Origin of the sequence: Streptomyces catenulae, assembly GCF_000718015.1 — a bacterium.
GTDB lineage: Bacteria > Actinomycetota > Actinomycetes > Streptomycetales > Streptomycetaceae > Streptomyces > Streptomyces catenulae.
Genome location: NZ_JODY01000010.1, coordinates 131,878 through 147,590 on the forward strand (window position 1 = coordinate 131,878; position 15,713 = coordinate 147,590).

The 15,713-nt window shown below is 70.1% G+C and carries 7 protein-coding genes; 2 read left to right on the forward strand and 5 right to left on the reverse strand.

Annotation, left to right across the window (positions count from 1 at the left end; genetic code table 11):
- Window positions 1-182: 182 nt before the first annotated feature.
- The 4 genes from paaN to IF23_RS0112170 form a co-directional block, all read right to left on the reverse strand.
- The gene (gene paaN, locus IF23_RS0112155; protein WP_030282786.1) at window positions 183-1,922 is read right to left on the reverse strand and encodes a phenylacetic acid degradation protein PaaN; all 1,740 of its coding nucleotides are present in this window, start codon (window positions 1,920-1,922) and stop codon (window positions 183-185) included.
- Window positions 1,923-2,048: 126 nt separating this feature from the next.
- Entirely contained in the window at window positions 2,049-2,930 is an 882-nt protein-coding gene (locus IF23_RS0112160; RefSeq protein WP_030282788.1) for an SDR family oxidoreductase, read from the reverse strand.
- A gap of 19 nt (window positions 2,931-2,949) precedes the next feature.
- On the reverse strand, window positions 2,950-4,140 hold the full coding sequence (locus IF23_RS0112165; RefSeq protein WP_051739533.1) for an FAD-dependent monooxygenase: 1,191 nt from the start codon (window positions 4,138-4,140) through the stop codon (window positions 2,950-2,952).
- 5 nt (window positions 4,141-4,145) lie between these two features.
- Window positions 4,146-11,351, reverse strand: a complete 7,206-nt coding sequence (locus IF23_RS0112170) for an amino acid adenylation domain-containing protein (protein ID WP_030282790.1) — start codon at window positions 11,349-11,351, stop codon at window positions 4,146-4,148.
- Between the two features lie 191 nt (window positions 11,352-11,542).
- Between IF23_RS0112170 and IF23_RS0112175 the strand changes: the two genes are divergently transcribed.
- Complete coding sequence (locus tag IF23_RS0112175) at window positions 11,543-12,334, forward strand: alpha/beta fold hydrolase (protein ID WP_030282791.1); 792 nt, start codon at window positions 11,543-11,545, stop codon at window positions 12,332-12,334.
- Between the two features lie 82 nt (window positions 12,335-12,416).
- Here IF23_RS0112175 and IF23_RS0112180 read toward each other — a convergent pair whose 3' ends face one another.
- Complete coding sequence (locus IF23_RS0112180) at window positions 12,417-13,622, reverse strand: MFS transporter (protein ID WP_211266153.1); 1,206 nt, start codon at window positions 13,620-13,622, stop codon at window positions 12,417-12,419.
- 119 nt (window positions 13,623-13,741) lie between these two features.
- Here IF23_RS0112180 and IF23_RS0112185 point away from each other — a divergent pair, with 119 nt between their 5' ends.
- The gene (locus IF23_RS0112185; protein ID WP_030282793.1) at window positions 13,742-14,653 is read left to right on the forward strand and encodes a LysR family transcriptional regulator; all 912 of its coding nucleotides are present in this window, start codon (window positions 13,742-13,744) and stop codon (window positions 14,651-14,653) included.
- Window positions 14,654-15,713 lie beyond the last annotated feature (1,060 nt).

Consider the following 15,713-nt stretch of genomic DNA (forward strand, 5'->3'; position numbering starts at 1 on the left):
GACGGATATCACGGCGCTGCCGCCCGTGCGGGCGTGTTCCAGGGCGGCATGGATGTGCCGTATTTCGTGGTCCCTGTCGCGCAGGGGTAACGGGGAGAGGGGGGTGGGCGAGGTACATGGCGTGTTCACAGGTGCTCCGGCTGCGGGTGACGGCGACGGCTGCGGATGGGCTGCGCGGCCGGTCAGCCGGGCCTTCCGTAGCGCCGTACGCCCACGGTGCGGAAGCGGGGGGCCACGTACGCGGCGTCGCAGTACACGGAGTTGCCAGAGGGGTTGACGCCCGTGCTGTGCAGATCGGAGTAGACGGCGGACTGGGTGATGTACCAGTTGCCGACCAGGTTCACCGAGAGCATGACGCCCGCCTGCGCGCAGGCCTCCTCGGCAGCGGCCTCCACCTCCGGCGCGGTGGTGTGGACCCCGGCGGACAGTGCGCCCCGCTCCTCGGCGAGCCGGCGCAGCAGGGCGACGCCGTCGGCCGCGGAGTCCACCGCCACGGCGAAGGACACCGGCCCCGGCCACTCCGCCGCAAGGGTCGCCCGGTCCTGCGGGCTCGTGGCGTCCAGCACGACCAGGACGGGAGTGCGGAGGACGGCTTCGGGGAACGCGGGATCGCGCACCGCCCGGGGTGCCGCGGCAACCGGGCCGAGCGCGCCCGAGGCCGCGTGTTCCACCCGCGCGAGCACGTCCGCGCCGAGCAGCGCGCCGAGCACGGCGGTGGCCCCGGCGTCGTCGGCCAGGAGGCCGGTCAGGGCTTCGGACAGATCCGCGACGACCCGCCGGAAGGACTTGTGCCCCTCGTCCGTGGCGATGCCGGTGCGAGGGATCAGCAGATTCTGCGGACTGGTGCACAGCTGCCCGCTGTACAGCGCCAGCGAGAAGGCCAGGTTGTCCAGCATGTCGCGGTAGTGCGCCGTGGAGTGGACGAGCAGGGTGTTCACCGCGGACTTCGCGGTGAACACCTGCGCCTGACGGGCATGGTCCTCCAGCCAGGTGCCGAACTCGGTGGTGCCCGCGTAGTCGACGATCCGTACCTCCGGGCGGGTGGCCAGTGTCCTGGCCAGTTCCTCGCCCGGGTGCTCGGCGGCCAGACACACCAGGTTCGGGTCGAAACCGGCCTCCTGCAGAACCCGGCGCGCGGTCTCGACCGTCAGGGCCAGCGGCAATACCGCCTGGGGGTGCGGATTGACCAGGACGGCGTTGCCGGTCGCCAGGGAGGCGAAGAGCCCCGGATAACCGTTCCAGGCCGGGAAGACCCGGTTGGCGATCAGCAGGGCGATCCCGCGCGGCACCGTGCGGAACGTCTTGTTCAGCGTGAAGTCGGACCCGTCCGGCATGGGCTTGCTCCACACCGCGGTGGCGGGCATCCGGGCCTGCTCGAAGAGCGCGTACGCCACCGCCTCCAGCCCCCGGTCCTGGGCGTGTACCGCTCCCGCGTGGAAGGCCATGAGGTGGTTGTGGCCGCTGGTGTGCATGGCCGCTTGGGCCATCTCGTGCGAGCGGGTGTTGATCCGGGCCAGGATCTCCGCGCACACCGCGGCACGCTCCCACGGGTCGGCCGCCCCCCAGCGGGGCAGCGCCGCCTCCATGGCGGGCAGCAGCGCCGCGATGTCGTGGTGGGGGTAGGAGATGCCCAGTTCGAAGCCGTACGGCGACCGTTCGCCGCCCGCCGCCGGGTCCGGGCCCACGGTGCCGTCGCGGCCGGGCTGGTCCAGTTCCAGGGGCCGGCCCAGCAGCGCCGTGAACGCTGCCTCGCCGGCCTCCCGGGCGCTGTCGCCGTAGGCCTCCTCCTCCTCGGGGAACGGCGACCAGTGCTCCCGGGTCCGGATGACCTCCAACGCGCGTTCCAAGGTGCCGCGGTGGCTCCTCACGAACTGGCTCGGCAGTGCGGGTGAAGCGAGGTTCTCAGGTGTGGCCGTCCCCATCGGGGAGCCCCCGTTCTCTCGTGTCTCGTCGTTCGGCGCGGCGGATCCCGCGGGGTCGCGCCGGGCGACGGGAGCGCGTATGGCGCGCTCGCGTCGCCCGGCCTCTCTTGGGTCATCCCAGGGGGTTCACTCGGTGATCGGCCGCAGATGACGGTCGAGGGCCCGGTCGGGCAGGACCCGCTTGAGCACGCTCACCGTGCGGGCGTCCTTGCCGACCCGGTACCGCGTCCTGGGGGACTCCGCGGTGAGGGCCCGCACGACGGTCCGCGCGAAGTCCTCCGGGCTCGTGGGACTGTTCCTCGCCTGCTGCTCGTTGTGGTGCAGGAAGCGGTTGAACGGGACGCGGTACAGGTCGACCACGCGCTCGGGCAGCTCGTCGAGCGCCGCGCGGGCCCCGTGCGAGAGCTTGCCCCAGATGGGTGTCATGATCGCTCCGGGCTGTACTACGGACACATCGATCCCGAACGGCCGCAGTTCGCGCCGGAGCACGTCCGACATGGCCTCCTTGGCGAACTGCGCCGCCGCGTAGGCACCGAGGAACGGGACCGCGACGCTGCCCAGGCCGGAGGTGACATTGACGATACGGCCGCGGGTGCGCCGCAGGAGCGGCAGGCAGGCTCGGGTCACCGTCAGCTGCCCGACCACATTGGTGTCGAGCTGATGGCGCATCCGCTCCGGCGTGACGCATTCCAGCGGTGCCGACACGGCGATGCCCGCGTTGTTGACCAGGGCCCACAGGCCGTCGTCGCCCGTGGCCACGGCCACTTCCTTCAGTGCGCCGGTGACCGACGCCTCGTCGGTCACGTCGAGGCGGACCGGGGTGAGGGAGCCCGCGCCCGCCTCCGCGGCCAACTCCTCGCCGTCGGAGGGCTTGCGCACCCCGGCGAAGACGTGGAAGCCGGTGCGCGCCAGGTACAGCGCGCAGCTTCGGCCCAGGCCCGAGGAGGCCCCGGTCACAAGGACGTGCTTGCCCCGTGGGGAAAGGACTCCGGTGGTGCTGAGAGGCATGGTGTTCTCCTGGCAGGGCTCAGGCGGACAGGGCGGGGAAGGTGAGCGCGTCCTCCAACGTGCGGGTCAGCTTGCGCCGCGGCATGAACTTGAAGTACGCGTCTCGGACCGGGCGGCGAACGGGGTTCTCCGACTGCTCGAAGGTGCTGATGGCGCGGGACGCCGCCACCAGGGCCCGGGTGCGCTCCCGGCGTTCGTCCTCGTAGCGGCGGAGCGCGGCCGGCACGTCGGTGGCGCCGGCCAGGTGCCGACCGAGCACCACAGCGTCCTCGATGGCCATGCCCGAGCCCTGCCCCAGGCTGGTGAGCATCGGGTGGGCCGCGTCCCCGAGCAGGGTCACCGGTCCCCTCCCCCACCGCTCCAGGAAGACCCGGTCCCGGGACGGCACCGCAAGGATGGCTTCCTCGGGGGTGACCCGCACGGCCTCCTGGACGACATCGGCCCAGCCGGCGTAGGCCGCCTGGACATCCGCCTTGTTCCCCTGCCAGTTGTGCGACTCGGCTGTGGGCATGTTCTTGGTGCCCCACCAGTAGAGCCGGTCGTCCCCCATGTCCACCATGCCGAAGCGCCGGCCGCTGCCCCAGTAGTGGGTGACGGAGCCCGGTGCGAACCGCGGGTGGGTGAAGGGGATGACGGCGAGCCAGCAGATGTAGCCGCTGTCCCTCGACTCCTCGCCGTTGCCGACCAGTTGGCGGCGGACCACGGAGTGGAAACCGTCGGCGCCGATGAGCACATCGCCCCGGGCCTCACTGCCGTCCTCGAAGGTGACCCGCACCTCGCCGGAGGGTTCGCCCGGCTCGTGGGTGAATCCGGTGGCACTCTTGCCCAGGGTGATCGGGATACCGGCGGCCGCGTCGAGCAGCAGATGTTGCAGATCGGACCGGGTGATCAGGACGCTGGGCACGCCGAGTCTCGCGATGATGTCGGGGAAGGGGAACTCTCTGATGAGCCGTCCTCTGGCCGTTCTGACGTGGTACGACTCCAGTGCCCGGCCGCGCTTCTCCAGGTCGATGCCGAGGTCGAGCGACTGCAGGGCGTCAATGGCGTTGCTCATCACGGACAGCCCCGAGCCCGCGGCCGTGAGCTCACCGGCCCGCTCGTGAATCTCGACGTCCAGACCGGCCTTGCGCAGGGCGATCGCCGCGGTCAGACCGCCGATGCCCGCGCCGATCACGAGTGCCTTCCTGGGCGTACGTGCCGTTTTCCGCATCATCTTCACTCCCCGATCAGTTCAGTGATCTTCCGGACCATGTGGGCGATATGGGGCTCTTCCATGATCGTGAGGTGATCACCCGGCACGTCCAGCACGGTGAACTCGCCACTCGTACGCTCCCGCCACCCGTTGGTCGGATCCTTGTGCAGGCTTTCGATCGCGGTGTGCATCGAGTTGAGGACGTCCGGCAGCGGTTCCGAGGCGTGGATGAGGACCATGTCCTGCTCCACGACCTCCGGGCGGTAGGCGAAGGCCGCCCGCCAGTTCGCCTCGTACACGTGGAACAGTCTGCGGACCACGGCGCCGGTGCTGCCTGCCGGCAGCACGCCCTCGTCGATCGCGAGCTGGGCGATGAAGTCGAACTTCTCGTCCAGCGTGGTGAGTCCGGCGGGAATGACCTCCAACGGGGAGTCACCGCCGCGCTGCAGCCACAGCAGTTCCCAGAAGAACCAGCCGAGGAGGGCGTCGTCGCCGGTGGTCAGGCGGCGGCCCGGGTTCAGGGCTGTGGTGTCGAGGAGCACCAGACGGTGCAGCTCCTCGCCCGCCGCCCGCAACTGCCGGGCGATCTCGAAGGCCACGAATCCGCCGAAGGACCAGCCGCCGATCACGTACGGGCCGGACGGCTGCACCCGCCGGATGGCCGCTATGTAGCTCGCGGCGATCTCCTCGACGCTGCGCAGCGGCTCGGTGCCCGGGTCGACGCCGGCCGCCTGCAGTGCGAAGAAGGGCTGGTCGTCCGGTAGGTACTTGGCGAAGCGCACGTAGCACAGGACGTTGCCGCCCATCGGGTGCACGAAGAACATCGGCCGCCTGGTGCCGTTCGGGCGGATGGGAACCAGCGGGTCGAAGGTGGTCGTGGCACCGCCGGAGCGCAGTTTCTCGGCAAGGTCGGCCACGGTCGGGGCCGAGACGAACTCCGACAGGGGCACGTGGACGCCGTAGCGCTGCTCGATCACGACGACGAGCCGCATGGCGGTCAGCGAGGTACCGCCCAGGTCGAAGATGTTCTCGAAGACCCCCAGCGAGGGCAGTTGCAGCTGTCCGGCGACGATCTCCGCCAGCACCTGCTCGTACTCGTCGCGCGGGGCCGTGGTGTCGCGGGTGTCGCCCGCGGTGAGCGGCATCTCGCGCAGCGCCGCGTCATTCCGCTTGCCGCTCGGGGTCAGCGGCAGGGCGTCGAGCCACTCGTAGTGCGAGGGCACCATGTAGTCGGGCAGCACGGTACGCAGCTGCTTGTCCAGGACCTCGACGTCGGCCCGGTCCGGGTCGCCGACCAAGAACGCTGCCAGGAACGTGTCGTTGCCCTCCCGTCGGCGGGCCACCACCGCCGCCTCGGAAAGCCCCTGGGTCCGGGCCGCGAAACTGGTGATGGCGAGTTCCACCTCCGACGGCTCGATGCGGTAGCCACGGACCTTGACCTGCGAGTCGGCCCGTCCCAGGCACACGATGTCGCCGCCCGGCAGGGTGAAGCCGAGGTCACCGGTGCGGTAGAGCCGCTCGCCCGGGGCGCCGTGGGGATCGGGGACGAACCGCTCGTCGGTCAGTTCCGGCTGTCCCACGTACCCGTCGGCGAGGCAGGCGCCGCCCAGGTGGATCTCGCCCTTCACCCCGGGCGCCACCGGACGCATCCGGGAGTCCAGGACCAGGGCCCGCGAACCGTCGATCGCGGAACCGATCGGCGGCAGCGCGGGGAACGCCGCCGGGTCACCCGTCATGGTGAAGCTGGTGACGACATGCGACTCGGTCGGCCCGTACTGGTTCTCCAGGAGCACCCCGGGCACCGCGGCGCACAGCCGGCGGATCTCGTCGGTGACGCGGAGCTGCTCACCGGAGGAGATCAGCGCCTTGAGGTGCCGCGGTGCGAGGCCGAGGGCGGACGCGGTCTCGGCCAGCTGCTGGGCCGCGACGTAGGGCAGATAGAGCCGCTGGACACCTTCCGCGTCGAGGAGGCGCAGCAGAGCCGGCATGTCCCGCCGGTCCTCCTCGGAGAGCACCAGCAGCGTGCCGCCGCCGCAGAGGGTGGAGAAGATCTCCTGGAAGGAGACATCGAAGCTCATCGGCGCGTACTGCGCCGTGACGCCGCCGACCACCCCGCTGGGGATGCCGTTCTGCCAGGCGACCAGGTGCGCGAGGGTACGGTGCGACTGCGCCACCCCCTTGGGGCGGCCCGTGGAGCCGGAGGTGAAGAGGATGTAGGCAGTGTCTTCCAAGGCGATCCGCGGCAGGTCCACGCCGTCACCGTCGCCACCGGTGCCCTCCGTGGCCGCGGCGAGCAGTTCGTCGGCGAGGAGGGTCGGGGAGGCGCCGCGCAGCAGTGCGGCGTGCGGGCCCTGGGCGATGACCGTGAACGGGCGGGCCTGCTCCACCATGTCGGTGAGCCGCTCCACCGGGTACCCGGTGTCCAGCGGAACCGTCGCGGCGCCTGCCTTCAGCACACCCAGGAGGACGGCGATCGTCTCCAGGGAACGCTCCATGGCGATACCCACGCGGTCACCGGGCCGGACACCGAGCGCGATCAGTTTGCGGGCCACCCCGTCGGAGACCCGGCCGAGTTCGGCGTAGGTGCACCTGTGCTCACCGAAGCGCACCGCCGTCGCGTCCGGGGCACGGGCGGTCCGCTCCGCCACGGCGCGGATCACATCGACGGGCGGCCCGCCGGGAACGGCTCCGGCGGCGGGCCGGTCCACCGGCGCGGACAGGAACGCGAAGTCGGCCGCCTCGTCCGGGTACGCGGCCATACGGCGCAGGATCGCGGTGAAGCCCTCCGCGTACAGGTCCGCCTGCGCACCGGTGAAGGTCCGGCCGTGGCAGTCCATCCGCAGCCAGATCCGCTCGTCCGTGGGGTTGGTGACGGCGTTGACGAGGAGCTGGAAGTTGGTCTCCTCCCAGGTCCGGAAGGCCCGCATCGCCACACCCGGCAGCTGGAACACGGCGCTCAGCTGGCGGAAGTGGATGTAGTTGAAGGCGGTGTCGACAACGGTGACGCCGATGTCCTCCTGGACGGCGCTGAGCGGGTAGCGCCGGTGCGCGTGGGTCCGCTGCTCCTGCCCGAACGTCTCCTCGACCACGCCGGCCCAGGTGCGGTCCATGAGGTCGAGCCGTACCGGCATCGTGTTGAGGAAGAGACCGGCGATCCGCTCGGCCCCCTCGTGCTCGGGGCGGCCGTGGGTGACCAGACCCGTGGTGATGTCGCGTACGCCGGAGTAGAGGCTCAGCGTGAGGGCGTGGGCGGCGAGGAGTACCGACTTCATGGGCAGCGCGCGCTGCCGGGCGAAGCGGCGTACGTCCGCGGTGAGCTCGTCGGGCAGGTGCACGGTGCGCGTGATCAGTTCGTCCGTGCCCGGCGCCTCGTGCTGACGGAACGCTTCGAGCCGCAGCAGCGGGGCGTCCTCAAGATAGTCGCCCCAGAACGCCTTGCTCTCTGCCGACTCCAGCGCGGCACGCTCAGCGAACACGTGGTGCGCCGGCGACGGAAGTGCCTGGTCCGGTACAGGCTCGATGTCCTTGCCCAGCGTGTGCAGGTAGTCCTGGAGCAGTTCCCGTACGAGGTTGGCGACGCTGCCTCCGTCGAGGATCGCGTGGTGGAAGCTGAGCACCAGCTCGACGGTTTCCGCACAGACGTGGACGCGGAAGTGGTACAGCGGCGCCTGCTCGAAGTCGTAACGGTGGAAGCGGCGTTCGTCCACATGCCCGCGGATCTCGGCGCGGGCCTCCTCCTCGTCCCGCTCCCGCAGGTCGACGACCTCCAGCCCACCGCGGACCTCGAAGTCCACGATCTGCAGGGGCTCGGAGTAGGTGCCCAGGTCGAACGAAGACCGCAGCACCGGGTGGCGGGCCACGAGCCGGTCGAAGGCGTCCCGGAACCGCCGCTCGTCCCAGTCGAAGACGAAGGTGTACTGGAAGACGTCGTGGTACACCGCCGAGTCCTCCTGGGCCCGGCTGTGGTAAAGCAGCCCGAGCTGGAGGCGGCTGAGCGGATAGGCGTCCGCGCGGCCTTCGAGCCGGGCCCGGTCCACACCGGAGGCGAGCTCGAAGGGCTCCAGCTGCCGCGCGCTCTCGACCGTGCCGGTGGCCGCGCAGGCGGCGAGATCCGCCACCGTGGGGTGCTGCATCAGATCGGTGAGGGAGAAGTGGATTCCCTGTTTCTCGGCCATCGCCCGTACGCGCAGCATGGTGAGGGAATCACCGCCGAGCGCGAAGTAGTCGTCGTGGATGCCGACGTGTCCGCATTCGAGTACCGCCGACCAGATCCCGGCGAGGGTCTCCTCCGTGACGTTGCGGGGCAGCGTCCCCTCGCGGGAGAGCCCGCCCGCGGTGATCGGCGAGGGCAGCGCCCGGCGGTCGGCCTTGCCGTTCGGCGTCAGGGGGACCCGGTCGATGCGGAGGAAGTGGGACGGGATCATGAACTCCGGCAGCGAGGCCGCCAGTTCGGAGCGGAGCCGGGCGGGGTCGATCACGGCGTCCGCGACGTAGTACGCCGCGAGGTAGGTGCCCCGGGTGTCGGAGGTCTGGTCGACGACCACCGCGTCGCGTACGCCGGGAAGCGAGGCCAGCTGGTTCTGCACCTCGCCGAGTTCCACGCGGTTGCCGCGGATCTTGACCTGTCCGTCGATCCGGCCGAGGTACTCGATGGTGCCGTCGGCCAGCCATCGGGCCAGGTCACCGGTGCGGTACAGCCGGCCGCCGGGGGTGAACGGGTCGGCGGTGAATTTCTCCCGCGTCAGCTCCGGGCGCTCCAGGTAGCCGCGGGCGACACCGACACCGCCGATGCACAGCTCCCCGGGCACACCGGCGGGCTGCAGACCGCCGTAGGCGTCCATGACGTACAGCTGCGTGTTGTCGATCGGGCGGCCGATCGGTACGCGTCCGACGGGCTGCTCAGGGTCGGAGGGGCACTCGTGGTACGACACGTCGACGGTCGCCTCGGTCGGACCGTAGAGGTTGACCAGCTTCGGGGCGTGCTCCGGAACGCCGCCGAAGATCCGGTTGAACTGCTCGACGCGTGCGGCGGGCAGCGCCTCGCCGCTGCAGAACACCTGGCGCAGGGAGGCCGCCTCGGCGCGCAGTTCGGGCGACTCCTCCAGCAGGTCAAGGAACGGGCCGAGCATCGACGGCACGAAGTGCATGGTGGTGACGTGCTGTTCGGCCAGGGTGCGCAGGATGCCGCGCGGGTCCTTTTGGCCCCCCGCCGGCAGCAGTGCGAGGCAGGCGCCTTCGATCGCCCACCAGAACAGCTCCCACACCGAGACGTCGAACGAGATCGGCGTCTTCTGCAGCAGCACGTCACCGGAGCCGATGGGGAATCGATTCTGCATCCAGGCGAGGCGGTTGACCACGGAGTGGTGCTCGACCATCGCGCCCTTGGGCCTGCCGGTCGACCCCGAGGTGTAGATGACGTACGCGAGGCCGCGGGAGTCCGTCACAGCGTCGAGGGGCCCGCTCGGACCGCTCAGCAGCTCGCCGGTGCGCAGGACACGTACGCCCTCGCCCACCTCGGGCTCCGGGATCTCCGCGTCGATCAGGACGACCTTGGCGCGACTGTCCTGGAGGAGGAACGCGATGCGGTCGGCCGGGTAGCCCGGGTCCACCGGTACGTAGGCGCCGCCGGACTTGAGCACGGCGAGCAGCGCGACGAGCATCTGCGGGCTGCGCTCCATCATGACGGCGACCCGGTCCTCGGCCCGCACACCCTGCGTACGCAGCCGACGTGCGACCTGGTCGGCCTGTGCGTCGAGCGTGCCGTACGTGAGGGGGGCACCGCCGTCGGCGGGCCTGATCGCGATGCGGTCCGGGGTCCGCGCCGCCTGCTCGGCGATGAGGCCGTGCACCGTCCGGTCGCTCGCGTAGGGGGTGACCGGGCCGTGGCTGAGGCGGGTGAGTTCGTCACGCTCGGCCGTGCCGAGCACCGGCAACGTGACCGCCGGCCGCTCGGGCCGGGCGGCGCCGTTACGCATCAGGGTGAGCAGGTGACCGGCGACCGACTCGATCGGGAAGTCTCCGTCGAAGACGTCGCACGCGTAGTCGAGATCGATCCGCAGGGCCGCGTCGTCACCCGTGGTGCTGATCATGACCGATAGGGCGTCCTGCCGGTGGACCGGGGCCATGACGAGGGCCTCGGGCCGGGCGTCGGGCCGGGGTTGGCGCAGGTAGGAGAGGGTGATGTCGAAGAGCTGCCGGGGGTTGCCCTCGCTCGTGGGCAACTCCCGGAGCACGTCGCCCAGAGCGAGTCGCTCGTGCGGGCGCAGGGCCTCGGTGCTCGCGCGGACGCCGGCGGCCAGATCGTGGAGGGTCGCCTCCGGCCGCAGCCGGACGCGGACCGGAAGGCTGTTCGCCCGCTGGCCGACGATCTCGCGCTCGGCGCCGTCCCGCCGATTGAGGAACGGCACCCCGAGGACCAGCTCCTCGCTCCGGTGCACCCGCCCGAAGTACGTGGCGAAGGCGGCGGCCACGAACGCGAAGGGGGAGGTGCCGTCCCGGCGTACGCGCCGGACGAGTTCGGCCTCCACGGTGAAGGTGTGCCGGGCCCGACGGGGCCCGCCCGCCGGCAGGCGTGCGGGGTTGCGGGTGAACAGGGCGGGCACCACCCCGTCCAGAACCTCGCGGTGGAAGGCGCGGTCACGCTCGTGGTCGGCCGACTCCCGGTACGCGGCCTCAGCCTCGACGAGCACGGTGGCGGACGGGGCGGGGGCCTCTTCGGGGCGTCCGCCGGCCCGGGTGCGCTCGTAGTCAGCCCACGTCTGGAGGCTGACCTGGTTCAGCGCCCAGGCGTCGACGATGAGGTGATGGGCGTTCAGGTGGAGGTGGGCGACGGAGTCGCTCACGCGCAGGATCGCCGCCGAGAACATCCTCGACCGCCGCAGCGGGAACGGCCGTGCGAGAGCACGGGCCTGCCAGGCAGCGCAGACCGCGGCGGGGTCCGGCCGGCCGGAGAAGTCGAGGTACTCCACCCACGCGGCGTCCTCGCCGGCTCCACCCGCGGGTTCGGTCCACTGGAAGGGGACGCCGTCCTCGTCGTCGAAGCGCGCCGAGAAGGCGTCGTTACGGCGCAGGACGCGCGCCAGGGAGGTGCGGACGGCCGCCAGGTCGACGTCGGGGCCGAGGGGCTCCCTGAGCACCACATTGAATTGCGAGTCGGGATCACCCTGAGCTTCTGAAACCCAGATGTCGCGCTGATACGAGCTGAGCGGGGAACGCTGTAAGTAAGACACGGAACGCCTTTCTCTACAGAGTGAGGAATTGACCGCAGGCGACAAAGCGGCGTCTGCGGTCCCCGAGTTCGATTGAACTATCCACTAGTTCGAGTGGCGAAATCAAGCCTCATTGGCTTCTTTACGTGAGACCGCCGTCACAGTTTCCTGAAGTTGTTAAGTACGCATGAATCACCCACTAATATCGGGGCATGATTCCCTACACGGCTCTCGCCGAAGCCCCCCTGAAGGTGGGCAAAGGTCCAGGACTTCTCCTTGCACACGGCGCGGGAAGCGACATCCAGGACAGTTACGGACCGGTAATCGACCGGATAGCCGAGAGCAATACGGTCATCGGCCCCGACTACCCCGGATCAGGAAATACACGATTGCCGGAGGAAGCGCTGACGCTCGACGGGCTCGCGGATTATCTGGTCGCAAGCGCGGTACGGGCCGGCGTCGACTCTTTCGCACTGTCCGGCTTTTCCATGGGCACGGCCATCGCGGTACGCGCCGCGACCCGGCACCCCGAGCGGGTCACCGCACTCATCCTCTCCTCGGGTTTCGCATTCCCGAACCCCCGGCTTCGGCTCGTCATCGAAACCTGGCGTTCACTGGGAAAGCGCCCCGAGGAGGCGCGGATACTGGCGGCTTATCTGTCGCTCGTCGTGGGCGGCGCGGAATGGCTCGACGGACGCTCTCCGGACGAGGTCGAGGAACAGCTCGCCCTCTTCGCCGCCGGCATGCCGCCGGGGACCGATGAGCAGCTCGCCGTGTTCGACCACATCGACGTACGCGAAGATCTCGGCAGGATCGCCGTGCCCACGCTGGTCATCTCCCCCACGGGCGATCTGATCACCACGCCCGCGCACTCCCGTCAACTGGTGGACGGCATACCGGGCGCGGAACTCCTCACGCTGGACTGCGGACACGCCATTGCCACCGAACGGCCTGACGAATGGGCCGCCGCGATCACAGAATTCCTGGCCGGCGTGAACGCGTAGCGATCGGGATTCCCGGGTGGCGGACGGGGGATGTGCCGCCACCCGGGAGTTCTTCGTCGGTCGGGCGCCCGGACCGACGAGGTCAGAGCCGACCGCTGGCGGGGGCGCGGCCCACCGCGGTGGCGACCAGAGCGGCGAGCGCGAAGCCGCCGCCCACCCACATCGCCGACGTGATACCGGAGGCGTCGGCCGCCTGACCGCCGAGCAGCGCGCCCAGCGCGATGGCTCCATTGAACACGCCGACGAACAGGGAGGAAGCGCCCTCGCGGGCGTCGGGCGACGAGGCCAGGATCCAGGTCTGCGTGCTCACGGAGACTCCGCCGTAGGTGAGCCCCCAGACAGCCATCAACGCACCGGCCACCCACAGCGAGCCACCCACGAAGGGCAGCAGCAGGACCGTCACGGCCATGACAACTGTGATCACGAGAAGGGTCTTGCGCGGCGAACGGCCCGCGCCGGCACCCGAGATGAAGTTGCCCGCAACACCCGCGATGCCGTACACCAGCAGGAGCGTGCCGATCATCCCGGCACCGGCTCCGGAGACGTCCTCAAGGACGGGGCGGACGTAGGTGTACGCGGCGAAGTGCCCCGTGACCAGGCACGCCACGACGATCAGGCCGGTACGTACCTGCGGGTTGCCGAACAGCTTCATCACCCCGCCCAGCTGAACGGACCCCTCGGCGGGCAGCTTCGGCAGCAGCACCGCCATAGCAAGGATGACCAGGAGTGCAAGACCGCCGACGGCCACGAACGCCGCGCGCCACCCGGCCAGAGCGCCGATGTAGGCGCCCGCCGGAATACCGAGGACCGATGCCACCGCGATGCCACTGAAGACCAGACTGGTCGCCGGGCCGACCGACTTCGGCGGCACCAGACGCACCGCGATGCCCGCCGCGATCGCCCACACACCGCCCATGCCGATACCGACCAGCACGCGCGCGGCGATCATCACGCCGAAGTTCGGCGCCCACGCGGCGCCCAGATTGCCGATCAGCAAGACGGTCATCAGCGCGCACAGCACCACGCGCCGGTCGAACCTGCCCAGGGCGGAGGTCAGCAGGGGCGAGGAGACCGCCGCGACCAGCCCCGTAATCGTCAGCGTGAGCCCGGCCACGCCTTCGGAGACCTTGAGGGCGCCCCCCATCGGAGTCAGCAGCCCGACGGGCAGCATCTCCGAGGTGACCACCGTGAAAGTACCGATGGCCACGGCCACCACACCCGGCCATCCGCGCGACGCAGAGCTCTCCTTCGCTGCGGATCTGTCTTCGAATTCTTCAACTTGCACCATGCATTCATGGAATCCAAGGGTTCGTCGGGGAACAACGGCGATTTCCTCATCACTCCATGAGCGGGGCTCATGGACGGGTAAAGTGCCTGGTCACGAACAGGAAGAACACAGGGGGACACGTGGGAAGTCCGGAGATCCGCGAAGTGGAAGCGTTCCTTGCACTGGCCGAAGAGTTACATTTCAGGCGAGCCGGGGAGCGTCTGCACATATCGCAGAGCCGTATCAGCCAACTCCTGCGCACCATGGAGAGCAGGGTCGGCGCCCGCCTCGTCGAGCGCACCAGCCGCCGCGTCCGTCTGACGCCGCTGGGCGAGATGCTGTTCGCGGACCTCCGCCCGGCCTACAACTCCCTGCAGACCGCCCTCGATACGGCCCGCACCACGGCACGGGGCGTCGGCGGCCTGCTCCGCATCGGCTTCCAGGGCACGGTCAACGACCATGTCATGAAAGCCATCGCGCTCTTCCAGAACCGTCATCCGGAGTGCACCACCGAGATCGTGGAGATACCTTTCTCCGACCCCTTCGGGCCGCTCCAGCGCCATGAGGTCGACACGGCAGTCGTGCTGTTGCCCGTGGAGGAGGACGATCTCGTCCTCGGCCAGGTCTTCTCCAAGCAGCCACAGGCCCTCGCCGTCTCCGTCCATCACCGCTTCGCGTCCCACGCGAGCCTGACAGCCGAGGACCTTGCCGAGTGCCCCTTGATCAGCGTCCGTGGCGCGGCCCCCGAATACTGGCGCCGAGCTCAGGCCCCCAGCCTCACGCCAGGCGACCGCGTGATCCCGGCCGGACCCCTCGTAAGCACCTTGCAGGAGGGTCTGGCCCTGGTGGCGGCCGACCGCGGCGCCATGCTCCTGTGCCATCCCACGGCCGAGTACTACGGTCGCCGGGACATCATCTTCGTGCCCCTCACCGGTCTTGAGGATTCCTTCCTCGGCCTGGTCTGGCGCCGCAGCCACGAAACCGCCCGCGTCCGCGCCTTCTCCCAGGCCCTCGCCGCGGCGGGGGCCACCATCGACGGGCCGCCGCACTGATCGTTTCAGAAGGAATCCCGGTCTGACGTGTCGGCTGCCAGGGCGCTCAGTGGTGCGACGGAGCCGCTGCCATGGCCACTCTGTCCGCTCGGGTGGTGGAGAACTCGCTCCCGAAGAGCTGGCGCTCCAAGCCCGCGCTGCCGGACTCGACTTCACCGCGACGACGGAGTACAGAACCGCTGCGGAAACCGGTGCATGGAAGCATCCGGTTGCCGGTGACTTCTTGATCGTTCTCGGTGGGGAGGTGGCCATAGAGGTCAGGCGCCGGCCCGCACTTGGCTCAATCCAGGCTACGTTGTCGACTGGAACCACCGCGTCAGTGACGGGCTGACCGGTCAGCGCCTGGACCGGGCCCCATCGGGTGGGGCCTGTGCGCGGCCACGGTCCCGCATACGCCCTGCCCATCGGTCGGCTTCGGGTTCCCCTTCCGTGGCTTCGATATGGTGGAGGTGTGGAACGGACTGCGGGCTTCGGGCCAGCCCTGGAATGCCGACAACGAGTCCGCTCCGACTGAGAGGGCCAAGCGTCGCAATCAACATCAAGCGGGCTCGTAGCGGGTCGCGAGGACATCGGCCAACTTTTCCCGAGGCCATACGGCGTCCGTACCTGAGAATCGAGGGACCGGCATCCCGGCCGAAAGACCGCATTTCCCGGATCGCCCCCGAGGGGAATCCCGGGAGTTTCCCGGCAGCCCCCGTCCCACCCTTGAGCAGCCCGCCGGGGCGGCCGCGCGCTCACGGAGACCTCCAGGGCCGAGCCCCTCGCGTACCCGGGTACCGAACGCCTCCCCGTGGCGGATCCGAGGCCGGGCGTCGGGAGCGGCTGTCGGCGCGCTTCCCGGGCGAGCGGCTGATCATCCCGGCAGGGCGTCGGCGTGCCGATCGAGGACGATCCGGTGCTCACGACCGAAGGCACGCACCTCACGTACCCGGCCCTGCCCCGGGGTTCGGGCGCGAGAGGGGAGTGGAGCGGCGCGCCGGAGGAGGTGAGGGAGGGGTTCCACGCGCTGCCCGGAAGAGGGGTGCCGTTCTCTTGGCAGGGGTGGTGCCATGTGAAATAT